This window comes from Xanthomonas sp. GW (genome assembly GCF_014236815.1).
Classification (GTDB): domain Bacteria; phylum Pseudomonadota; class Gammaproteobacteria; order Xanthomonadales; family Xanthomonadaceae; genus Xanthomonas_A.
The window spans coordinates 2,588,537-2,611,472 of sequence record NZ_CP051189.1 but is presented as its reverse complement, the minus strand read 5'-3'; the positions used below and the strand labels follow the sequence as shown (position 1 = coordinate 2,611,472).

Annotated in this window: 18 protein-coding genes and 4 tRNA genes; 12 read left to right on the top strand and 10 right to left on the bottom strand. The window is 67.8% G+C overall.

From position 1 onward, the window contains the following. Positions 1–21: 21 nt before the first annotated feature. The 6 genes from HEP73_RS11220 (at position 22) to HEP73_RS11195 (ending at position 4,991) form a co-directional block, all read left to right on the top strand. Positions 22–945, top strand: a complete 924-nt coding sequence (locus HEP73_RS11220; RefSeq protein ID WP_185823223.1) for an alpha/beta fold hydrolase — start codon at positions 22–24, stop codon at positions 943–945. 487 nt (positions 946–1,432) lie between these two features. Next, complete coding sequence (locus HEP73_RS11215; protein ID WP_185823222.1) at positions 1,433–1,708, top strand: hypothetical protein; 276 nt, start codon at positions 1,433–1,435, stop codon at positions 1,706–1,708. A 234-nt stretch (positions 1,709–1,942) separates the two neighbouring features. After that, the gene (locus tag HEP73_RS11210; protein ID WP_185823221.1) at positions 1,943–3,094 is read left to right on the top strand and encodes an SPFH domain-containing protein; all 1,152 of its coding nucleotides are present in this window, start codon (positions 1,943–1,945) and stop codon (positions 3,092–3,094) included. 19 nt (positions 3,095–3,113) lie between these two features. Continuing rightward, positions 3,114–4,451: a TFIIB-type zinc ribbon-containing protein gene (locus HEP73_RS11205; RefSeq protein WP_185823220.1), complete on the top strand. Its 1,338-nt coding sequence runs from the start codon at positions 3,114–3,116 to the stop codon at positions 4,449–4,451. Continuing rightward, positions 4,448–4,699: a hypothetical protein gene (locus HEP73_RS11200; protein WP_185823219.1), complete on the top strand. Its 252-nt coding sequence runs from the start codon at positions 4,448–4,450 to the stop codon at positions 4,697–4,699. Before HEP73_RS11205 ends, HEP73_RS11200 begins: the two co-directional genes overlap by 4 nt. A 55-nt stretch (positions 4,700–4,754) precedes the next feature. Further along, complete coding sequence (locus tag HEP73_RS11195) at positions 4,755–4,991, top strand: hypothetical protein (RefSeq protein ID WP_185823218.1); 237 nt, start codon at positions 4,755–4,757, stop codon at positions 4,989–4,991. A 218-nt stretch (positions 4,992–5,209) separates the two neighbouring features. Here HEP73_RS11195 and HEP73_RS11190 read toward each other — a convergent pair whose 3' ends face one another. The 5 genes from HEP73_RS11190 to HEP73_RS11170 all read right to left on the bottom strand — a co-directional run bounded on the left by HEP73_RS11190 (position 5,210) and on the right by HEP73_RS11170 (position 12,138). Next, a complete protein-coding gene (locus tag HEP73_RS11190; protein ID WP_185816356.1) occupies positions 5,210–8,278 on the bottom strand; it encodes an efflux RND transporter permease subunit in 3,069 nt (1,022 codons plus the stop codon). Further along, positions 8,275–9,369, bottom strand: a complete 1,095-nt coding sequence (locus tag HEP73_RS11185; RefSeq protein WP_185823217.1) for an efflux RND transporter periplasmic adaptor subunit — start codon at positions 9,367–9,369, stop codon at positions 8,275–8,277. Before HEP73_RS11185 ends, HEP73_RS11190 begins: the two co-directional genes overlap by 4 nt. A gap of 89 nt (positions 9,370–9,458) precedes the next feature. After that, on the bottom strand, positions 9,459–10,148 hold the full coding sequence (locus HEP73_RS11180) for a TetR/AcrR family transcriptional regulator C-terminal domain-containing protein (protein WP_185823216.1): 690 nt from the start codon (positions 10,146–10,148) through the stop codon (positions 9,459–9,461). Between the two features lie 110 nt (positions 10,149–10,258). Beyond that, positions 10,259–11,452: a sensor histidine kinase gene (locus HEP73_RS11175; protein WP_185823215.1), complete on the bottom strand. Its 1,194-nt coding sequence runs from the start codon at positions 11,450–11,452 to the stop codon at positions 10,259–10,261. After that, on the bottom strand, positions 11,449–12,138 hold the full coding sequence (locus HEP73_RS11170; RefSeq protein WP_185823214.1) for a response regulator: 690 nt from the start codon (positions 12,136–12,138) through the stop codon (positions 11,449–11,451). Before HEP73_RS11170 ends, HEP73_RS11175 begins: the two co-directional genes overlap by 4 nt. Before the next feature lie 114 nt (positions 12,139–12,252). On the opposite strand from HEP73_RS11170, the gene HEP73_RS11165 reads away from it, so the two are divergent. The 5 genes from HEP73_RS11165 to HEP73_RS11145 are packed head-to-tail and all read left to right on the top strand — an operon-like array spanning position 12,253 to position 20,641. Then, positions 12,253–13,710, top strand: coding sequence for an efflux transporter outer membrane subunit (locus HEP73_RS11165; RefSeq protein WP_185823213.1), 1,458 nt, complete (start codon positions 12,253–12,255; stop codon positions 13,708–13,710). A 23-nt stretch (positions 13,711–13,733) separates the two neighbouring features. Beyond that, positions 13,734–14,537, top strand: coding sequence for a MipA/OmpV family protein (locus HEP73_RS11160; protein ID WP_185823212.1), 804 nt, complete (start codon positions 13,734–13,736; stop codon positions 14,535–14,537). 19 nt (positions 14,538–14,556) lie between these two features. Then, the gene (locus tag HEP73_RS11155; RefSeq protein ID WP_185823211.1) at positions 14,557–15,672 is read left to right on the top strand and encodes an efflux RND transporter periplasmic adaptor subunit; all 1,116 of its coding nucleotides are present in this window, start codon (positions 14,557–14,559) and stop codon (positions 15,670–15,672) included. Beyond that, positions 15,669–18,764 carry an efflux RND transporter permease subunit gene (locus HEP73_RS11150; RefSeq protein ID WP_185823210.1) on the top strand — a complete coding sequence of 1,032 codons (3,096 nt, stop codon included), beginning with the start codon at positions 15,669–15,671 and terminating at the stop codon, positions 18,762–18,764. The genes HEP73_RS11155 and HEP73_RS11150 overlap by 4 nt, the downstream gene beginning before the upstream one ends. Then, positions 18,764–20,641 (top strand): esterase/lipase family protein, encoded by a 1,878-nt coding sequence (locus HEP73_RS11145; protein WP_458309684.1) that lies wholly within the window; start codon positions 18,764–18,766, stop codon positions 20,639–20,641. Before HEP73_RS11150 ends, HEP73_RS11145 begins: the two co-directional genes overlap by 1 nt. 99 nt (positions 20,642–20,740) lie before the next feature. Here the strand turns inward: HEP73_RS11145 and HEP73_RS11140 are convergent. The 5 genes from HEP73_RS11140 to HEP73_RS11120 form a co-directional block, all read right to left on the bottom strand. Beyond that, positions 20,741–20,816 (bottom strand) — tRNA-Glu (locus HEP73_RS11140). A 48-nt stretch (positions 20,817–20,864) separates the two neighbouring features. Then, positions 20,865–20,940 (bottom strand) — tRNA-Ala (locus HEP73_RS11135). A gap of 105 nt (positions 20,941–21,045) precedes the next feature. After that, positions 21,046–21,121 (bottom strand) — tRNA-Glu (locus HEP73_RS11130). A gap of 48 nt (positions 21,122–21,169) precedes the next feature. Then, positions 21,170–21,245, bottom strand: a tRNA-Ala gene (locus HEP73_RS11125). 24 nt (positions 21,246–21,269) lie between these two features. Then, positions 21,270–21,503: a hypothetical protein gene (locus HEP73_RS11120; RefSeq protein ID WP_185823209.1), complete on the bottom strand. Its 234-nt coding sequence runs from the start codon at positions 21,501–21,503 to the stop codon at positions 21,270–21,272. Between the two features lie 445 nt (positions 21,504–21,948). Between HEP73_RS11120 and HEP73_RS11115 the strand changes: the two genes are divergently transcribed. Beyond that, positions 21,949–22,908, top strand: a complete 960-nt coding sequence (locus HEP73_RS11115; RefSeq protein WP_185823208.1) for a tyrosine-type recombinase/integrase — start codon at positions 21,949–21,951, stop codon at positions 22,906–22,908. The last annotated feature ends 28 nt before the right edge of the window (positions 22,909–22,936 follow it).

Sequence of the window (22,936 nt, the reverse complement as noted above, 5' to 3'; positions counted from 1 at the left end):
CGCTCTCAACCAGGACTTCCCATGAAAACGCTGCTTCGTTCCTTCCGGCATGCCGTCATCGCATTGCTGACGCTCCTCACCGCATCCACTGCCTATGCGGCCAACGATCCCATCCAGAGCCACTCGGCCGACGCCAATGGCGTCACGCTGCATTACCTGCAGGCCGGCCATGGCACCGGTACGCCGGTCGTGCTGCTGCACGGCTATGCCGAGACCAGCCATATGTGGCGTCCGCTGATGAGCCAACTGGGCGATCGCCATGTTGTGATCGCACCCGACCTGCGCGGTGCGGGCTCGTCCTCGAAACCGCAAGGCGGCTACGACAAGAAGACCATGGCCCAGGACATCCATGCGCTGGTGCAGTCGCTCGGCTATGCCAAGGTCAAGATCGTCGGCCACGACATTGGCCTGATGGTTGCCTACGCCTATGCAGCCCAGTACCCCGACCAGGTCGAAAGTGTCGTGCTGATGGATGCCTTCCTGCCGGGCGTAGGCGACTGGACCAAGGTCTGGCTGCTGCGCGACCTCTGGCATTTCCACTTCTATGGGGAGGTGCCGCTCAAGCTGGTCGATGGACGCGAACGCATCTACTTCGAGCATTTCTGGAACGACTTCGCTGCCGATCGCACGCGTTCGATCTCGGAGACGGACCGGCAGTTCTACGCCGCGCAATACGCCAAGCCGGGAGGCATGCGCGCCGGCTTCGAATACTTCCGTAACTTCGAGCAGGACGCGAAGGACTTCGCCGACTTCGCCAGGACCCCGATCCATGTCCCCATGCTGGTCTTGTCCGGCGAGAAGGCCGGTGGCCAGTTCCTGATCGACCAGGCGCGTTTGGTCGATACCAATGTCGAGGGAGTCATCGTCAAGGGCTCGGGCCATTGGCTGATGGAGGAGGCGCCGGAGCAGACAATTCCTGCGCTCGTTTCTTTTCTGGACAAATAGCGCGGGAGAAAAAACATACCGTGCGAAGAACCGGCTCGCATGCACGATGCGGCCGTCCCCGGCCAACGGCATTTGGTTGGTTCATTCCCATGCAGACCGTCTGGGAGTGAGCGAATTGCAAGGATGGCTGCTGCGAACGCGCGGTGCGGCGACCACCAGCAATAGAACGATCATTCACCATATGCGCGGTGGTCGACGGTGGCGCTGCCTGTCCGCAGGCAGTGCCTACCTGCGATAACGCCGCCCTGATCGCATCTACCCGCTTGACTACACACTCGATAGCCAGATCCCGCTCATTGATCCGATACGCGTAGCTGGCGTACGACCCAATGGGAAATGCCATAGCGCCTTTCCCGTCCCCACGAAGCCTTAACTCCTTTCCCCTATCCTACCGACGCGCCGGACGACGCCACGCCTCATGCATATCCGTGAAGCACAGACCACGTCGCCGGCCGCCAACGGACATCGACATCGCAAAGGAGACTCCATGAAGAAGCTGCACGTACTCGTGTTCGCCGGTTGCCTGCTCGGCCTGAGCCCGCTGGCCTCCGCCGAGGTCGTCAATCTGACCAACAGCGCCGATGGCGCCAATCGCGACGCCGGCATCGCCGCGGTGAAGCAGAAGCTGCAGGACGCCTGCACGTCGCGCAAGGGCACGCCGGATCTCGACTCGTTCGAGGTGGTGTTCGAGAAGACCAGCCAGAACCCGGATGTCCCCAAGCCCTACTACGTGGACGGCAAGCTCAAGTGCAATCTGCCGTAAGGCTGCTACCGGCGCGGCACCAGTCCGCGCTTTGAAATCCCGTCACCCGAACAAGGTCCCGCTCCCGCGGGGCTTTGTTTTTCGGTATACGGCGTACCGCGATGGCCGCTTCGGCACAAGGTCAGCGGCACGCCAGGACCAGACCGCCCTCCGCCTTCGCCCGTCGCCCGCTACTGATATAGTCCGGCCAGCACGATGGGCATGGTGCCCGTCCACGAATCAAACGGAGTTGTCATGGGTCTTGTCCAGGCGGTGTCAGGTGCAGTCGGCGGCGTTCTCGCCGATCAGTGGAAGGACTTCTACACCGTGCCGGCCGGCCTGCCGGCAACGGCGGCGCTGTTCGCCGCGGTGCCGCACGGCACCAATGCCGGGCGCGGCTCCAACACCGGCGCGTCGTCGAACATCATCAGCAACGGGTCGAAGATCGTCGTGCCCGAGGGCTACGGGCTGCTGCTGATCCAGGACGGCGCGATCACCGGCTTCGTCGCCGAGCCGGGCGGTTACGAATGGCGCTCCGACGATCCGAATTCGCAATCCATCTTCGCCGGCGACGGCCTGGTCGCGCCGCTCATCCGGCAGAGCTGGGAGCGCTTCAAGTTCGGCGGCCAGCCGGGTTCGCAGCAGGCCGCGTTCTTCGTGTCGCTGAAGGAGCTGCCCGACAACCGCTTCGGCACGCAGTCCGAGATCTACTGGGACGACGGTTTCCTCGGCACCCAGGTCGGCGCGGTGACGCGCGGCGCGTATACGCTGAAGATCGTCGATCCGATCCTGTTCGTGAAGAACTTCGTGCCGGCGCGCTATCTGCAGCCGGGCCAGGTGTTCGACTTCACCGACCTCGACAACGCTGCCGCCAACCAATTGTTCAATGAGGTGATCGGTTCGCTGGCGCCGGCCTTCAGCCTGTACACGAACGACCCTGGCAAGGGCAACCGCATCACCAAGCTGCAGCAGGATTCGCTCGGCTTCGCCAAGAGCCTGTCCGATGCGGTCGAGCAGGCGTACCAGTGGCGCTCCGAGCGCGGCCTGGCCATCGTCAAGACCGCGATCGTGTCGATCGAGTACGACGCCAATACGCGGGAACTGCTCAAGACCGTGCAGCGCGCCGATGCGCTGGCTGGCGCGCGCGGCAACTCCAACCTGCAGGCGAGCGTCGCCCAGGGCATCCAGTCGGCGGGCGAGCATGGCGGCGCCGCGGGCCTGGTCGGGGTCGGCATGGCCACCGGCATGGTCGGCGGCGTGGGCAGTCTGCAGCAGCCGGTCGCGCCCGCCGCACCGGCCGCCGACGATGCGGTCGCCAAGCTGAAGAAGGCCAAGGAGATGCTGGACCTGGGCCTGATCACCCAAAGCGACTACGACGCGGCCAAGGCCAAGGCGCTGGGTCTGTAAGCCGCCGGACGCCACGATCATGTCCGACTCCAGAACCCCACCGCCGTTGCCGCCGGTGCCGCCGCCCTTGCCTGCGGCGGCCGTGACCGGGCCCGGCTCGCCGCAGGACGTGCCGCCCCTGCCCGGCAGTTTTCCGCTCGATCCGGCCACCCTGCCCGCGCCGATCCGCGACGAACTGCAGGCGCCCGATCCGCTCGCCATCGACACCGCTGCCAACGAGCTGAAGGACGGCCTCAACCGCTGCCCGAAATGCGGCGCCACCGACATCCGCCCCAAGCTCGGCACCGACCTGCTGGTCTGCCAATACTGCCGCAACGAATGGCATGGCGCGCGGGTCGAGGAGGTCTTCGGCTTCGGCGCCGGCATCGGCGAGCTGCGCGGCACCGTCATCGCCTCGGGCGCGCGCGACATCGCCGCCGACGCCGCCAGCCTGATGAGCTTCAAGTGCAGCGGCTGCGGCGCCGAGGTCACGGTCAACACCGAGAGCACGATGACCGCGCGCTGCCACTGGTGCCGTCACGTGTTCGGCGTCAACGAGCAGATCGCCAACGGCGCGGTGCCCGACGCGGTGCTGCCCTTCCACATCAAGAAAGAGGATGCGGTCGCACGCATCCGCCAGTTCGTGGACAAGCGGCGCCTGTTCGCGCTGAAGGCCTTCAAGGAGCAGTTCACGCCCGAGAACGTGGTCGGCGTGTACCTGCCCTACATGATCGTCGACGGCAACGTGAGCGCCAGCGTGGCCGGCAAGGGCGAGATCATGACCCGCGAATACACGCGCGGCACCGAGAAGAACAAGACCACCTACTACGACGCCGACGTGTACCAGGTGCAACGGCACGTGGATTTCACCGTGGACGACCTGCCGCTGGAATCGTCTTCCGAACGCGGCAACCTGGACGCCCAGGCCAACACCAACAACATCATCAACACGATCCTGCCGTTCGACACCAAGAACGCGGTGCAGTGGAACGCGTCGTACTTGGCGGGTTTCACCTCGGAAAAGCGCAACCGCGACGTCGAGCATCTGCGTCCACGGCTGGAGGACCAGTTGCTGTCGATCGCCCGCGCCCAGGTCGAGGACTCCGTCGACCGCTACGACCGCGGCGTGCGCTGGGAGCACGAACGGCTCGAGGTCCATGGCACACGCTGGGTGTCGATGTACCTGCCGGTGTGGCTGTACTCGTACCACCAGCCCGGCCGCAACGGCGGCATGCTGCACTACATCGCGGTGAACGGCCGCACCGGCGAAACCATGGGCAGCGTGCCGGTGCAGCAGTGGAAACTGCTGCTGGCCGCGCTCACCGCCGGCAGCGTCATCGAAGCCATCGCCTTCTGGATCGTGGTGACCACCTCATGAGCGACGACAGTGGACTCTGGTTGCTGCTGGCCGGTCCGGCCGGCGCGAGCGCGTTGTACTGGACCCTGTACCGGTACTACCGCAACACCGACAAATCGCACGCCTTCGAGCGGGAGACGAGCGTCGAGGCCAAGCCGGTGACCGGCTCGGACAGCAAGGTCGGGACGGTGACGGGCACGCAGGACCGGTACATCAGCGGCAGCAACGTGCGATCTTACCGGGCACGCGTGCAGCGGGACACCGGCTGAGGCGCTGTCCAGCTCCATGCCGCGCCAAAGGGTCACGGCGGCGGTGCAGCGCGAGATGCACCGCTTTGACCCGATGATCCATCCATGGCGCGATGCTTCCGCGCCAATCAATGTGCGCGCCCGCTCCTGCCGCTCAGCGCCCTTTGCGCAAGCGTCGCTGAAGCCCTGCAATCTGCCGCGGGCTGAAATCCTGGGCATGGCGCTGAAGCAATGCGAGGATCGCCGCATGCGCCTCGCGCGTGCGGCGCTGCAGTTCCTCTTCCGCGGCTCGCTCGATCGCCTGCCACTGTGAAGGGGTCGTGCCGGTCGGGCCGGCTGGGCCGGCTGGGCGCTTTGCAGTCAATGCGTTTGTCCGGTCGTGGAAATCCAGGTTGGCCGCTTGCATCGGCCAGGCACAACTTTACCGCCAAATCCGCTTCGATCGGGGCGCCGTTGAAGTCCGCTTCGCGCACCGACGTTGTGCGGCCACGCGAACACGAGAGCACGTAGCGCGCACCTGGGCCGCCGCGCTCAACCGGCCGCCGAATGCGACGACCGGCGGCGGAAGCGCCGCGACATCCACTCGCCCAGGTCATCGACCAGGGTGAACGCGGCCGGGATCACGATCAGGCTCAGCAGCGTGGACGTGATCAGGCCGCCGATCACCGCGATCGCCATCGGCGCGCGGAAGCTGGAATCGCCGGAGAAGCCCAGCGCGATCGGCATCATGCCCGCGCCCATCGCCAGCGTGGTCATGACGATGGGCTGGGCGCGCTTGCGGCAGGCGTCGATCAGCGCGTCGTGCTGGCTCATGCCGTGCTCGTCCTCGGCCATCACCGCGTAGTCCACCAGCAGGATCGAGTTCTTGGTGGCGATGCCGATCAGCATCAGCAAGCCGATCAGCGCCGGCAGCGAGAGCATGTTCTGGGTCAGCAGCAAGGCCCCGAACGCGCCGCCGGCGCACAGCGGCACCGCCACCAGAATGGTGATCGGCATCAGCGCATGGTTGAACAGCAGCAACAGCACCATGTAGATGCAGACCAAGCCGGCGGCCATCGCCAGCATGAAGCCGACGAACAGCTCCACGAACACTTCGGCGTCGCCGGTGTTGAGGAAGCTCACCCCCGGCGGCAACTGCTTCACGCTGGGCAGCTGCTGCACCTGGTCCATCACCTCGCCCAGCGGCCGGCCGTTGAGCTCGGCAGTGAGGGTGACGTTGCGCTGGCGCTGGTAGCGCGAGATCTGCGACGGGCCGCTGCCCATGCGGATCTCCGCCACCGCGGCCAGCGGCACCGGCCCGTAGCGGCCCGGCACGCGCAACTGGCCGATCAGCGCCGGATTGGCGAGGGTGGATTCGGCGAAGCCGACCCGGATCGGGACCTGGCGGTCGGGCAGATTGAGCTTGGCCAGGCGCTGCTCGTAGTCGCCGGCGGTGGCGATGCGCGCGGCCTCGGCGATGGTGGCCGTGGCTACGCCCATGTCCGCGGCCCGCGCGGGATCGGGGACGATCTGGATCTCCGGCCGCAGCAGCGACGCGGTGGAGGTGACGCTGCCCAGTCCGGCGATGCCGCGCAGGTCGCGCTCCAGCGCGGTGGCGGCGTCCTGCAGGTGCTGCGGGTCGTCGCCGGCCAGGACCAGCTGCAACAGGTTGCCCGGTTCCGAACTCACGTAGCTCACCCGCACGCCGGGCATGTCGGCCAGGCGCGCGCGCGCATCGCGCTCGAGCACGCGCTGGTCGCGCTCGCGGTGGTCGGCGACGCCCCAGTCCAGCACCAGCGTGGCCTTGCGCGCCTCGCCCACGCCGGTGGCGTTCGGATCGCCGAGGTCGAGCACGCTGCCGACCGCGGTGTAGACCTGCTTGAGTTCGGGAATGTCCTTGAGCAAGGCGCGCGCGCGCTCGGTCACGGCGACGGTTTCCTGCAGCCGGGTGCCGGGCGGCAATTCCAGGTTCAAGTTGCTGCGGCCCAGGTCCGATTGCGGGATGAAGGTCGCCGGGATCAGCGGCACCAGCGCCAGCGAGGCGGCGAACAGGCCGGTGGCGATCCACAAGGTGCGCGCGCGATGGCGCAGTGCCGCGTCGACCCAGCCCAGGTACCAGCGCATCAGCCGCGAATCGGCCTGTTCTTCGCCGTGCGGCTTGAGCAGGTAGGCGGCCATCATCGGCGTCAGCAGGCGCGCCACCAGCAGCGAGAACAGCACCGCGGTGGCCGCGGTCCAGCCGAATTCGCGGAAGAACTTGCCGGCGATGCCGGGCATGAACGCCACCGGCACGAACACCGCGGCCAGGGTCAGCGAGGTGGCGATCACCGCGTTGCCGATCTCGCCGGCGGCGTCGCGCGCTGCTTCCAACGGCGGCTTGCCCATGCGCAGATGGCGCACGATGTTCTCGATTTCCACGATGGCGTCGTCGACCAGGATGCCGACCACCACCGACAGCGCCAGCAAGGTGATCATGTTCAGGGTGAAACCGAACAGGTGCATCACCGCGAAGGTGGGAATGATCGACAGCGGCAGCGCCAGCGCGGAGACCCAGGTCGCGCGCCAGTTGCGCAGGAACAGCCACACCACCAGCAGCGCCAGCGCGGCGCCCTCGTAGAGCATGGTCATCGACGATTCGTAGGAACGGTGGGTCTCGTCGATGGCGGTGGTGACCAGGCGGAAATCGATTCCCGGATGCGCGGCCTTGATCTCGTCCAGCGCCTTGTGCACGCCCGCCTCCACCTTGATCTCGCTGGAGCCGCGGGTGCGCGACATCGAGAAGGCGACCACGTCGCGCCCGTCCAGCAAGGCGGCTTCGGCGGGATCGGCGGCGGCGTCGGTGATCCGCGCCAGCGTGGACAAGCGCGCCGCGCGCCCATCGGGCAGGCTGATCGAGAAATCGCGCAGGGCCTGCGCGTCGCCCACGGTGCCCAGGGTGCGGATGGTCTGCTGCTCACCACCGAGTTCGGCCTTGCCGCCTGCCCGCTCCACCTGGATCTGCGCCAGCTGCTTGGACACGTCGCCGGCGGTGATGCCGAAGGCGAGCAAGGCGTTGGGATCCAGGTCCACGCGCACCTGGCGCTGCACGCCGCCCACGCGGGTGACTCGGGCCACGCCGGGTACGCCGTACATGGCGCGCGAGATCTCGCGATCGACGAACCAGCTGGCTTCGTCGGGCGTCATTCGCGGCGCCACCAATGCGTAGGTCATCAGCGAGCCGCCGATGTCGACCTTGGAGATCACCGGCTCCTGGATGTCCTGCGGCAGGTCGGTGCGGATGCGCGTCACCGCATCGCGCGTGTCATCCAGCGCGGTGGCCAGGTCGGCCTCGAGCTGGAATTCGATGGTGGTGGTGCTGACGCCTTCGCTGACGGTGGACATCACCCGCTTGACGTTCGTCACCGTGGCCACGGAATCCTCGATCTTGCGCGTGACCTCGGCCTCCAGCTGGCTGGGCGAGGCGCCCGGCTGGGTGACCGTGACCGTGGTCATCGGGAAGGCGATGTCCGGGAAGCGCGCCACCGGCAATTGGTGGAAGCCCCACAGGCCGGCCACGCACAGCACGAAGAAGATCAGGATCGCAGGCAGCGGGCGGTTGATCGCCCAGGCGGAGATGTTCATCGGGCGGCCGCCTTCGCAGCGGCCACCACGCGCACGCGGTCGCCCTCGCCCAGGAAACCGGCGCCGTCCACCACCACCCGGTCGCCCTCCTTCAATCCTTCCACGATCTCGGTACGCCCCTGCACGGTCTGGCCGCTGCGCACGCGCCGGCGCTGCGCGTGCTGCTTGGCATCCACGGTGAACACATAGCTGTGCCCGTCGCGCTGCACGATCGCGGCGCTGGGAATGGTCAGCGCCCGGCCATCGCCGGTGACGATGCGTCCTTCCACGTAGATGCCCTGCTTGAGCGGGCCGGGCGCGGGCAGATCCGCATAGATCGTGCCGGTGCGCGTCTGCGCATCGACGCCCGGGCTGACCGCGCGGATGCGGCCGGCGATGGTCTGCCCGGCATACGGCAGTTCGACGCTGTTGCCGACGGCCACGCCGGCAAGCTGCTCCTCGGACAGTTCCGCGCGCCATTCCAGCCGGCCATCGCGAATCAAGCGCAGCAGTTCGTTGCCCGCCGCGACCACCTGCCCCGCCTGCACCAGGCGCTTGGAGATCACGCCGTCGGCGGGCGCGCGCAGTTGCGCGAAGTCGCGCTGCAGCTGCGCCGCCTGGCGCCTGGCGCGGGCGGTGGCGGTCTGCGCCTCCGCGTCCACGCGCGTGGCGCGCAATTCGTCCAGGCTGCTGGCGCTGACCAGCCGCTCGGCCGCCAGCTTCGCGCCGCGTTCGTAGTTGAGTCGCGCCAACTCCTGCGCGGTCTGCGCCTGGTGCAGCGCGGCGTCCGCCTGCGCCAGTTCGCTGTCGAGCGTGCGGTGGTCCAGTTCCAGCAGCACCTGGTCCTGCTTGACCCATTCGCCCACGTCCACCTTCAACGCCGTCACCCGCTGGCCCGAGAGCTCGACCCCGAGCTGCATTTCCTCGTAGGCCGAGACCGGGCCGGACACCACCACCGTGCGTGCCAGCGTCTGCGTCTGCGCGGCCGCCACGGTGACCGCAAGCGCGGACGCGGTGCCCGCCGCATCGGGTTTCTTGTCCGCGCCGCCGCAGGCCGACAGCAGCGCGCCGATCAGGATCAGGGAAGAACAACGCAGGATGTGGATACGCATGGAGGACGCCTGTAGCCCGCAGTGAACGGGCGCTGGAAGAGTGGACGCTGGCGATGGCTGGCGGGAGGGAAAGCGGGACGCGATGGCGGTCATGGCGCAGCGGCGGTCCGCGCCTGGGCAGGCAGGGCCCCTTGCTGGGCGCGTTGCGTGTCGGCCTGGGCCAGCCAGTGTTCGATGCCGTCCAGCATCAATCCCAGGCCCTGCTCGAAGCGCCGATCGAAATCCGGCTCGGTCATCAGATGCCTGGCCTGCCAGCAGTAGGGAAAACGCGCCTGGGACAACGCCAGGAACGCCTTGCCCACGTCCTCGAGCTGGCGATAGTCGGGCATTGCCTGTTCCTCGATGACGAAGCCCATGACGTAATAGGCCAGATCCATCGCCGCAGTGGCGGCGAAGCCGACCGGCGCGCCGGCCTCGGCCAATGCCTTGATCATCGCTTCGCCCAGGCGCAGCACGTTCTCGCTTGCGATATAGGTGCCCGCATAGACGCGCGCGCCATCGCGGTGCGCCTTCAACCCGCGCCGGAATTCATGCGCGACCTGGCGCAGGGTCGCCCGCCAGGGTTGGCCGGCCGGGATGTCGCGGGCCACGTCCTCGATCAAGGCATCGGCCATGGCATCGCTCAGCGCCTGCTTGCTCTTGAAGTGCCAATACAGCGACGGCGCGCGGATGCCCAACTGGCAGGCCACCTTGCGCAGGCTCACGCCTTCGATGCCGGCGGCGTCCAGAAGCTGGAAGGCCGCGTCGACGATCTGTTCGCGCCCGAGGGGCTTGCGCATGCCTGGCCTAACGCTGTTAGTTGGCGAAATCTAACAGTGTTAGGGGGCGCCGACAAGGGCTGCTGCAGAACGGTATGCCGACCGCGGTGTCCGCGGCTGCCGAGTCCGATTTATGCCCCCCGCGGCAACCGCACCCGCGCGCACAAGCCGCCGCCCTCGCGGTTGCCGAACTCCAGCGCGCCGCCGTGGGCATGGCAGATCGCCGCGGCGATGGACAGGCCCAGGCCGCTGCCGCCCGAGTGCCGGGCACGCGAATCCTCGGCGCGCCAGAAGCGATCGACCATCCGCGACAACAGTTCGGGCGCCACGCCGGGTCCGCGATCGTTGACGCAGATCAGCACCTCGCTGGCCCCGGCGTTCACTTCGATCAGCAGACGCTTGCCGGCCGCGGCATAGCGCAGCGCATTGTCGATCAGCACCGACAGCACCTGGCCGATGCGGTCGCGGTCGGCGCTGATCGACACGCCGCCCGGCACGCGCAATTCCACCTCCATCTGCGCAGCCTGCAGCGGCTGCGCCAGCCAGGCCAGGCGCTCGCGGATCAGCGCGTCGATCGGGAAGGTGTGCGGCTCCAGCATCAGCTGATTGGCGCGCGCCATCGACAACAGATGCAGGTCGCCGACCAGGCGATTGATCTGTTCCAGTTGCCGATGGACCATCTGCAGCTGCTCGTCGCTGCACGGGAACACCTGGTCCAGCATGCCCTGCACCCGGCCCATCGCCGCGTTCAACGGCGTGCGCAGTTCGTGCGCCAGCATCGCGCTGGAATCGCGCACCTCGCGCTCGTATTGCTGTAGCTGCGCGGTCATGCCATTGAAGTCCATCGCGAAGCTGGCCAGTTCGTCCGGCGCGGAGGGGATCACCTTGGCGCGCGCGGAAAAGTCGCCCTCGCTGATGCGCCTGGCCGCCTCCGCCACATTGGAGAACTGGCGCGACAAGGGTCGCGACGCGAGCAGTCCGCACACGACGATGATCGGGATCGAGGCAATCAACAAGGCCGCCAGCAACAACCAGTCGCGATTGGCCAATCCCGGCAGGAAATCGGCGACGTCGTAATAGCGCTCGAACAGTTGCCACAGGCGCTGTGCATTGCTGTGCGGGTCCTCGCGCAGCGCCAGCATCTCCTGTCGCGCCGCCGGCGGCAGCTTGTACAGGGTGGCGATATCCCAGATCGCAAAACGCAGCCACATGCCGAATGCGATCACCAGCACCGTGACCACCGCCAACGCACTCATGCGCAGGCCAACCCATTGCCACAGCGGCGCGTGCGCGTGACGCCGCGCGAATGGCCACTGCCATTTCATCGGAAGCGGTAGCCGATCGCGCGCACCGTCACCAGCACATCGGTGATGCGCTCGCCTTCCAGTTTCCTGCGCAGGTTGTGCACGTGGGCGTCCACCACCCGCTCCAGCGCGTCGCTTTCCGGCAGGCAGATTTCCAGCAGCTCGCTGCGCGTATAGGCCTTGAACGGCGTCTTCAGCAAGGTGGCCAGGATGTTGAATTCGGTCGGGGTCAGATCCAGCGGCACGTCGTTGCCGTCGGCGTCCTGCACCGTGGCCATCACCGCGTTGGTGTCGACGGTGAGCCGCTCGTACTTCAGCGGCTCCTCGCTCGCCCTGGCCGGCCCGGCGCGGCGCAGCACCGCGTACACGCGCGCGACCACTTCCTTCGGGCTGTAGGGTTTGACCACGTAGTCGTCGGCACCGTAGCGCAGCGCGCCGAGCTTTTCCGGCTCGTCACCCATCGCGGTCACCATGATCACCGGCGTGTCGCTGCTGCGGCGGATCGTCGACAGCACCTCGGTCCCGCTCAGCTTGGGCAGCATCACGTCCAGCAGCACCAGGTCCGGTTTCCACTGCGCGTGCAGCTGGATCGCGCGCGCGCCGTCGCTGGCGATGGCGACGTCGAATCCGTCGCGGCGCAGATAGGCCTCGAGGATGCTGGCGCTGTCGGCGTCGTCCTCGACGACAAGAATCTTCTTGGAGCTCATGCCCTGTGCCGCCCTTGTCGCGCGTCTTGACGAAATCTTGAAGATTCCTAGAAGCCAGCTTGAACTTGCCGGCCGACTCTATCACTCGAGATTGGCCACCCCCGACTGACCCCCATGATTGTATCGTCCGCAGGCAAGCGTCCGTACCGCCCTCGCCTCCTCGTCGCCGCGCTGGTCGCACTGCTCGGCGGCTGCTCGCTGGCTCCGGTCTACGAGCGCCCGCAGGCCACCGTGCCGAGCACGCTGGGCGGCGCAGCGGCGGCGCCGCTGCCGCAGGCGAGCGCGGCGCCCACGGTAGCGCTGTCCGAGCAGGAACAGCGGTTCCTGCGCGAATTCTCGCCGGACCACGACCTCGCGCCGCTGCTGCAGCAGGCGCTGGCGCACAATCCGGATTTCCGCAACACCGTCCTGCAAGTGCAGCAGGCCCGCGCGCAGTACCGGATCGAGCGCGCACAGCAGTTGCCGCAGATCGGCATCGATGCGCAGCAGGCCCGGCAGAGCTACGACGATCCGCGGCAGCAGGAGCGCTACGGGCAGAAGCTGGTCACCGCAGCGGTCGGCATCGACGATTTCGAGTTTGATCTGTTCGGCAAGCTGGCCTCCTTGTCCGCTGCCGCGCAGCAGCGCTATCTGGCGTCCAGCGCCGGCCAGCAGGCCGCACGCGGCGCGCTGGTCGCCGAGGTGTTGCGGACCTATACGCTGGAACGCGCCGCCGCTCAGGCGCAGGCGCGTTTCCAGGCCATCGCCGACGACAGCGGCGCGCTGTTGGCATTCGCCGACGACCAGCACGATGTCGGTCTGATCTCCACCGACGCGCTCGACCGCCAACGCCATCAGACCGACCAGGCCCGGGTCCGTACCCTGCAGGCGGCCAGCGACCACGCCGCCGCGCGCCGCGCCCTGCAACTGGTCGCCGGCTACGATGCGCCAGCCAGCACCGGCAATATCGAGGAATTGCTGCCGGCCGACGCAGGCACCATGGCGCTGCGCGATCTGGACTCGGCGGTGTTGCTGCAGCGTCCGGACATCCAGCAGGCCGAAGCCGAGTTGCGCGCGCGCAATGCCGACATCGGCGCCGCGCGTGCCGCGTTCTTCCCGTCGATCAAGCTCAGCACCTCGCTGGGAACCGCCAGCGACGTGCTCAGCGGCCTGTTCGCCGCCGGCAGCCGCAGCTGGAGTTTCGTTCCGCAACTGACCATGCCGATCTTCGACTTCGGCCGCAACCGCGCCAACCTGGACATCGCGCAGCTGCGCAAGCAGGCCGGCGTCGCCGACTACGAGAAGGCGATCGAATCCGCGTTCCGCGAGGTGGCCGATGCGCTCGACGCCGGCCCGGCCCTGCAGCAACGCGAACAGCGCGAGCGGGCCAACAGTGAGCGCGAACGGCAACGCATCCAACGCATGGACCGGCGCGTCGCGCAGGGCCTGCAGGATCGCCCCGCGCTACTTGGCGAACGCATCGCCGCCGAGCAGGCCGCACTGGATCACCTGCAGGCCCGCCAGGAGCTGATCCTCAACCGCATCGCGCTGTTCCGCGCGTTCTATGGCGTGCAACTGCCGCACGCCTCCTGATCCCCACGTCGAAGAGACCGCTCATGAAAACCATCGCCTTGCTCCCGCTCCTGGCCTGCGCCGTATCGCCGCTGGTGGCCAACGCCGCCGATGCGGACGCCTCCGGCTTCCGCCTGTTCGGCCACCAGACCGAACTCAGCATCGGCGCCGCCGCAATGGCGGCGCCGCGCTACTTCGGCTCCAGGGACGACCGCGTGCAATTCGCCCCGGTGATCGCGGCCCAGAGCGGCCTGCTGTTCTTCGACAGCGTGCGTGGCCTCGGCGCGCAATTCCAGAGCGATGGCGGCTTCTACGTCAGCCAGTCGTTCGGCTACGACCTGGGCCGGCTGGACCGCAACAGCAGCTGGCGCCCGGGTTCCAGGGCCCTGGCCGGCATGGGCGACGTGCCCGGGTCGATCACCAGCCGCAGCATGATCGCGCAGCAGTTCACCTCGTATCTGATGCTGGACGCCGAAGCCGAGTTCGCCTTGAAGGACGGTGCGCGCCGCAACAACTATCGCGCCGGCGCCAAGTTCACCCTGCTGCAGAACGACCGCGACACGCTGACCATGAACCTGGACGCGCACTGGGGCGATCGCCGCTACAACCAGGCCTATTTCGGGGTCACCGATGCGCAGAGCGCACGCAGCGGGTTTGCCGCCTACCGCGCCGGCTCCGGGCTGTACGCCTATTCGGTCGCCGCCAACTGGGACCATGCGCTGTCCAAGCACTGGAGCACCTCGCTGACCATCGCCGGCACGCGCTATGTCGACAACGCCGACGGCAGCCCGATCGTGCAGCGCCGCGCCTTCGCCAGCGCCATCGGCGCCGTGACCTACACCTTCTGACCCGCCACATAGAACGCACATGAAACCGAGCCTTGCGATGTTCCTCTGCGCCTGCGTGCCGCTGGCAGCAGTGTCGTTGACCGCCTGCAGCCGCGACGCGACGCCGCCTGCGGAAGCGCCGCGCGCGGTGAAGCTGGAGGCCGTCGGCAGCACCGACGGCACCGACGATCGCCTCGTGGCCCAGGTGCGCCAGGCGCAGCGCGCCGAACTCGGCTTCGAAGGCGGCGGCCGCATCGCCTCGGTCGAGGTGGATGTCGGCGACAGCGTGCGCCAGGGCCAGATCCTGGCGCGGCTGGATCCGGAACCGACCCGTTTGCGTGCCGAACAGGCCGAGGCCAACGTCCACATCGCCGCCGCCGACCTGCAACAGCAACAGACCCAACTGGCCCAGCAGCAGGCCATGTTCGAGGACGGCGCCGCGTCGGCCACCACCTTGACCGCCGCCAAGGCCGCCTTCGCCAGCGCACAGGCACGCGTGCGCAGCGCGCAATCGGACTTGGCGCTGGCGCGTCGCGGCCTGCGCCAGGCCGAGCTGCGTGCGCCGTTCGACGGCAGCGTGGTGGCTCGGCTGCAGCAGCCCGACGCCAACGTGGCAGCGGGCCAGCCGGTGCTGCAACTGGAAGGCCGCGGGCGTGCACAGGTGACGGTCGCGCTGCCGTCGGCGCTGGCAGCGTCGCTACTTCCCGGCCAGGCGGCGACCGCGTATCGGGCCGGCGCACCCGAGCAGGCACTGCCGTTGCGGCTGCGCAGCGTGTCCGATCGCCTGTACGGCGGCGCCACCGTGCAGGCGCTGTTCGAAAGTACCGCGGTCGACGCCGCCGGCTTGCGCAGCGGCGAGAACCTGCTGCTGGCCCTGCCCCACGACGCGACACGGCCATTGAGCGTCCCGCTCAGCGCCTTGGTGCCGAGCATGGCCAACGGCAAGCCGATGGTGTTCGTCTACCAGGACAGCAACGCCAGCGTGCGCCGGCGCCAGATCGTGACCGGGAATGCCGAAGGCGACCGCGTGCAGGTCCGCCAGGGACTGCGCGCCGGCGAACGCATCGTCGCCGCCGGCGCGGCCTTCCTCAGCGACGGACAGACCGTCATTCCCTTCCATCCCGCTACGCGCCTGACTGGCACCGCCTCGCCATGAACCTGACCCGCGCCACCCTCGCTTCCAGCCGCTTCGCGCTGTTCACCGCTGCGCTGATCCTGATCGGCGGCATCGTCACCTTCCTGGGTTTCCCGTCGCAGGAGGAACCCAGCGTCACCGTGCGCGATGCGGTGGTGCAGGTCGCGTTTCCGGGCATGCCCAGCGAGCGCGTCGAGAACATGATCGCGCGCCCGCTCGAAGAGCACCTGCGCGAACTGACCGGCATCAAGAAGATCGTCACCACGGTGCGGCCGGGCAGCGCAATCGTGCAGCTCACCGCCCGCGACGACGTCGACGACCTGCCCGCGCTGTGGCAGCGGGTGCGCACCAAGGCGGCCGATGCCAGCGCCGAACTGCCGCCAGGCACACAGGGGCCGTTCGTCGACGACGATTTCGGCCGCGTCGCGATCGCCTCGATCGCGGTGACCGCGCCGGGCTTCGCCACCAGCGAGATGCGCGCGCCGCTGCGGCAGATGCGCGAGCAGCTGTACACCGTGCCCGGGGTGGAACGCGTCAGCTTCCACGGGCTGCGCGAGGACCGCATCTACGTCGCCTTCGAGCGGACCCGGCTGAGCGAGGCCGGGCTGACGCCCAGCGCGGTCGCGCAACAGCTGCGCACCCAGAACGTGGTCGCCAGCGGCGGCCAGATCGCCGCGTCCGGGCTGGCGATGACCGTCACCACGTCCGGCGAGATCCGCACCCTGGACGAGCTGCGCAATACGCTGATCTCGGTTCCCGGCGCCGATGGCGCGCGCCAGATCCCGCTGTCGCAGTTGGCGCGCATCGAGCTGATGCCGGCCGATCCGCCGGACAGCGCCGCGATCTACCAGGGCCAGCCGGCGGTGGTGGTGGCGGTGTCGATGGCGCCCGGCTACAACATCGCGCAAGTCGGCCAGGCGCTGCGGCAGAAGCTCGGCGAAACCGCGCGGATGCTGCCGGTGGGCTTTTCGCAGCACGTGGTCACGTTCCAGGCCGACGTGGTGGAACGCGAAATGGGCAAGATGCACCACGTCATGGGCGAGACCGTGCTCATCGTGATGGCGGTGGTGATGCTGTTCCTGGGCTGGCGCACCGGCCTGATCGTCGGCGCGATCGTGCCGCTGACCATCCTCGGCACGCTGATCGCGATGCGGGCGCTGAGCGTGGAACTGCAGACGGTGTCGATCGCGGCGATCATCCTGGCGCTGGGACTGCTGGTGGACAACGGCATCGTCATCGCCGAAGACATCGAGCGCCGCCTGGCCGCCGGCGAGGAACGCCGGCACGCCTGTGAAGCGGCCGGGCGCACGCTGGCGCTGCCGTTGCTGACCTCCTCGCTGGTCATCGTGCTCGCGTTCTCGCCGTTCTTCTTCGGCCAGACCAGCACCAACGAGTACATGCGTTCGCTGGCGATCGTGCTGGCGGTGACCCTGCTCGGCTCGTGGCTGCTCAGCGTCACCGTGACCCCGCTGCTGTGCATGTACTTCGCGCGGGCGCACCGCAGCACGCAGGCCGACGCTGGCGAAAATGCCGACCACTACGATTCCAGGCTGTACCGCGGCTACCGGCGCATCATCGAAACCCTGCTCGGGCACAAGGCGCTGTTCCTGGGCAGCATGCTGCTGCTGTTGGCGGGGGCGGCCACCATCCTGGGCTCGATTCCCTACAGCTTTCTGCCCAAGTCCGACCGCCTGCAGTTCCAGATGCCGGTGACCCTGCAGCCGGGCAGCGATTCGCGCCAGACCCTGCGCACCGTGCAATCGATCAGCGCCTGGCTGGCCGATCGCAAGCGCAATCCGGAGATCGTGGACAGCATCGGCTACGTGGCCGACGGCGGACCGCGCATCGTGCTGGGCCTGAATCCGCCGCAGGCCGCCGCCAACATCGCCTACTTCACCGTCAGCGTGCGCCCCGGCACCGACCTCGACGCACTCATCGCGCGCGTGCGCCAACACATCCGCCAGGGCTATCCCGCCGTGCGCGCCGAACCCAAGCGCTTCTCGATGGGCTCGACCGAATCCGGCGTGGCGATCTACCGGGTGGTCGGGCCGGACGAAACCCAGTTGCGCCGCATCGCCGCCGGGATCGCGCAGGCGTTGCGCCAGCTGCCCGGCACCATCGATGTCAGCGACGACTGGGAGATCCGCATCCCCCGCTATGACGTCCGCGTCGATCAGGTCAAGGCGCGGCGCGCCGGGATCGGCAGCGACGACATCGCTCAGGCGCTGCAACTGCGCTACAGCGGCATCGACGCCTCGCTGATCCGCGACGACAGCGTCAACGTCCCGATCGTGCTGCGCGGCGGCGCCGACGAACGCGCCGCGGCCAGCGATCCGGGCAGCACCCTGCTCTATCCCGCGTCAGGCGGCGCCGCCGTGCCGTTGTCGGCGATCGCCGAGATCGCCCTGTCGTCGGAGCCATCGGCGATCCAGCGCCGCAACCTGAGCCGCGCCATCACCGTCACCGGGCACAACCCGAACATGACCACCGACGAAGTGGTGACCGCGCTGGCCGGCAAGGTCGCCGCGCTGCGCCTGCCGCCGGGTTACCGCATCGAGATGGGCGGGGAACTGGAGGATTCGGCCGAGGCCAATCAGGCCTTGCTGCAATACATGCCGCATGCGCTGGGCGCGATCCTGCTGTTGTTCATCTGGCAATTCAACTCGTTCCGCAAGCTGTTCATCGTCGTCGCCAGCGTTCCGTTCGTGCTGATCGGCGCGGCGCTGGCGCTGCTCGTCACCGGCTACCCGTTCGGCTTCATGGCCACCTTCGGCCTGCTCGCGCTGGCCGGCATCATCGTCAACAACGCGGTGCTGTTGCTGGAGCGCATCGATGCCGAACTGGCGGACGGCCTGGACCGGCACGACGCGGTGATCGCGGCGGCGGTCAAGCGCCTGCGCCCGATCGTGATGACCAAACTGACCTGCATCGTCGGCCTGGTCCCGCTGATGCTGTTCGCCGGCCCGCTGTGGACCGGCATGGCGATCACCATGATCGGCGGCCTGGCGCTGGGCACGCTGGTCACGCTGGGCGTGATTCCGGTGCTGTACGACCTGCTGTTCTCGTTGCGCAACGGCCGCAGCGAGGCGCGCACGGCGGAGGCGGCGGCGTGATCGGCCAGCGCGGACGCCGCCTGGCGTTGCGCTTGATCGCCCTGCTGTGCCTGGCGCTGGGCGCTGGTGGCTGCTCCACTGTCACGCTGAAACCAGTGAGCGCGGCCGAATACATCCAGGCCAAGCGCGGCGACCCGCTCGGCAGCGGCCACCTCAGCACCGCTGCGATCGAAACGCTTACCGTACTCGGCCTGGACGAAAGCGCCTGCAGCGCCCATACCCGGCGCTGCGCAAAGCAGCTGCTCGACAACGATGGCGTGGCCCAGGAACGCAAGCTGGCGACCGTCGCCGAACTGTGGCTGCAGGCCTCGCTGCAATTGGCCAAACGCCAGCCGCGCAGCGACGCCGCACTGAGCGCCTGGCTGGAGACGGCGCGCTATGCCTACGCCTACCTGTTCTTCAGCGAGCGCGCACCCAGCGAGCGCGCCTTCGAGGACCGCCAGACCCAGGTGCGCGACTACTACAACTACGCGGTGCAACAGGCGGTGTCGGCGCTGTTCGTGCGCTTCCAGCAACAGGGCCAGCAGGCCGACAGCGCGGCCGAACTGTCGGCCCTGCCAGGCTGGAAGATCGTCCTGGACGTGAGCCAGTTGGGCGCCTTGCAGGACATGCCGATGCCGGATGCGATGCTGCCGGCCAGCGGCCTGCGCTTCACCGGGCTGCGCAGCGTGTACCGGCGCGACGGGTTCGGCGCGGAGATGGTCGCGGTGCTGCCGAACGCGACGTCGCTGCAGAACGAGGCGAGCGCGTCGGACGCGACAAGCCCGGCCTACAGCGCAATGCCGACACCGAGCCTGACCGTGCTGCTGCGCTTCGATGGCGACACGCTGGCCAAGGTGCTAGCCAGCCGCGCGGTGCGGGTGGAAGCCTACGATCCGTACCTGAGCGCTCAAGCCACGCTGGGCGGCTACACGGTACCGCTGGCCGGCGACTTCAGCGCCGGCTATGGGGTGTGGATGGCGCGCTCGGGTTTCGCCGAGCAATCGCTGCGCACGCTGTTCGGCATGGCCCATGGCATCGACCGGCCGCACATCTTCCTGACCCAGCCCTACGATCCCAACCGCCGGGTACTGGTGCTGCTGCACGGCCTGGCCAGCAGCCCCGAGGCCTGGGTGAACCTGGCCAACGAACTGCTGGGCGACGAACACCTGCGCGCCCGCTATCAGATCTGGCTGGTCTACTACCCGACCAACCTGCCGATCGCCTACAACCATCTGCAGATCCGCAAGGGACTGCAGCAGGCGCTGGACCATTTCGATCCGCAACGGCGCAGCGCCTCGGCGCACGACATGGTGCTGGTCGGGCACAGCATGGGCGGCGTGCTGGCGCGCTTGATGGTGTCCTCCAGCGACGGCGACCGTCTCTGGCAGCGCCTGTTCGGCAACGCGACGCTCGCGCCGCAGGCGATGCAGACGCTGCGCGACAAGCTGTCGCCGATGCTGCACTTCGAACCGATGCCGGAAGTCTCCGAGGCGATCTTCCTGGCCTCGCCGCATCACGGAACCCCGCATGCCACCGGCGTGCTCGGCAGCCTGGTGGGCGGCCTGATCGGCCTGCCCGCGCGCATTCTCGACCAATTCCAGGACATCACCGGCACCGGCCTGGTCGGCAAGCTGCCGACCAGCATGGACAATCTCAACGACCACGACGCTTTCGTCGAGGCCGCGGCGGAGCTGAAGATCGCGCCGCGGGTGACTTATCACTCGATCATCGCCCGCCGCGATCCGCGCGTGCCACTGGCGCAATCGGACGACGGCTTCGTGCCCTACTGGAGCGCGCACCTGGATGGCGCAGCGTCGGAAACCGTGATCACCTCCGGGCACAGCGTGCAGGAAACCCCGCAGGCCATCCTGCAGATACGCAAGCTGCTGCGCTGAACCGCGCAGCGGCAAGCGACAATGCCGCCGACCAGGTGCAAGCGCCGCGCAAAACGCAGACAAAAAAACACCCGGCGATGCCGGGTGTCTTCTTGTAGATGGCGTCCCCACGGGGATTCGAACCCCGGTCGCCACCGTGAAAGGGTGATGTCCTAGGCCTCTAGACGATGGGGACGCTGATAACAATGTAGCTTTTGCGGACAGGCCTAGTGCCCGAAAAAGTTGGTGGAGCCAGCCGGGATCGAACCGGCGACCTCTTGCATGCCATGCAAGCGCTCTCCCAGCTGAGCTATGGCCCCACGTGTACTGGCAGAAGCGGAATCTTACTCGATTTTGGCGGCATGTACAAACCCCGCACAAAAAAAGTCCGGCAGCGCCGGACTTGAGGTTTCTTGCAAATAAAATGGCGTCCCCACGGGGATTCGAACCCCGGTCGCCACCGTGAAAGGGTGATGTCCTAGGCCTCTAGACGATGGGGACGCTGATAACGATGTAGCTTCTGCGGACAGGCCTAGTGCCCGAAAAAGTTGGTGGAGCCAGCCGGGATCGAACCGGCGACCTCTTGCATGCCATGCAAGCGCTCTCCCAGCTGAGCTATGGCCCCACGTGTGCTGCGAGGAGCGGAATATTAGCGATGGCGCCCTGCCTGCGCAAGCGTTTTTTGAAGTTTTTTTAACAACGCGGCGCAGGCGAATTCGGCAACCGATTGTCGAACGCGCCGATCGTCTGCATCCATCGCATCGACGCAATCGCGTTCGATCGCATTCGATTGCCGAAAGCTGGCCACTGTCGTTGTGCGGGCCAGACAGTCGCGCCGAGCGCGAAAGGCCGAATCGCACATCACATATAGATAGATAGCCAAGGAAGGCGTCGCTATCGGCTTCCCGCACCAGTTCGTCCGCGCCGCAGCGTGGACCGGGACAGGTCATTACTTCCAGTTCCCGGGCAAGCAAGCATCGATGGGAAGCAAAGGGATGCCCTGCCCGCCTCCAGCAAGCACAGGCGATCGACGCCGGCTTCGGTGCAGATGTGATCCTCCCGGCCAGACACCGCGGCGCGGCGGCATGCCGGTGCGGAGTCCCAAACCCGATCACGCAAAAAACAAACGGCAGCCGAAGCTGCCGTAGGTTCCTGGTGCCGAAGGTGGGAATTTCAGTGGCAAACCCGCCCATGCCCGCGCCACCCCATTTTGACCCGATAAGGCAGCAGAATCAGATAGCTGCGGGAACGGGTGCCACACCCTATTCCCGCCCTGGCCCCACCTGCATACGGTGCAACTACGCCAGGAAATACGCCAAGATCCGCCCATGGCATCGATCCGACTCCGCGGCGCAACCTGGCGCGCAGAACTGTACAAGGATGGCGTTCGCGAGTCGGCGAGCTTCGCCACGAAGCGCCTCGCGGTGGCCTGGGCGCAGCAGCGCGAGGCCGAACTGGTGGGCGCCAGGCTGCCGGACCACACCGTGCGGGAAGCCCTGCAGCGCTTCGCCAAGGAGGTCAGCCCCAAGCACCGCGGCGAGCGCTGGGAGATCACCCGACTGCGCCTGCTGGAGCGCGACAAGCTGGCCGACGTGCACTTGCCGGCGCTCCGCCCCATCCACGTGGCCGAATGGCGCGAGCGCAGGCTGGCGCAGGTCTCCGGGGCGTCGGTTCGCAGGGAGATGAACCTGCTGCAGTCCGTGTTCAAGGCCTGCCGGAAGGACTGGGGATGGCTGTCCACGGATCCGGTCGCGGACGTGGACCGGCCCGCGAACCCGCCGAGCCGGCGCCGCCGCATCAGCCAAGACGAGATCGATCGCGTGACCCTGGCCCTGGGCTATGACGGCGGCGCGCCGCATACGGTGTCCGAGCGGGTCGCCCTCGCCTTCCTCTTCGCCCTGGAGACCGCCATGCGCTCCGGGGAGATATTGGGGCTGACCTGGAAGGACGTCGCGCCCAAGTCGGTCACCCTCCCCCGAACCAAGAACGGGGACATCCGCCGGGTGCCGCTATCGCCGAGGGCGCGGGAGATCATCGCCTTGCTGCCGCCGGGCGGCGACACCGTTTTCCAGGTGGATGGCCCGTCGAAGGATGCGCTTTTCCGTCGCGCGCGTGACGCTGCGAAGATCGAGGACCTGCACTTCCACGACAGCCGCGCCGAAGCCATCTGGCGGCTATCCAAGAAGCTGGACGTGATGGAGCTGGCCAGGATGATCGGGCACCGCGACCTGAAGAGCCTCCTGCTCTACTACAACGCCGATCCCGACGAACTAGCCGACCGGCTTTGAGATTGCGGCTCGGCACCGGCCGCTCGTC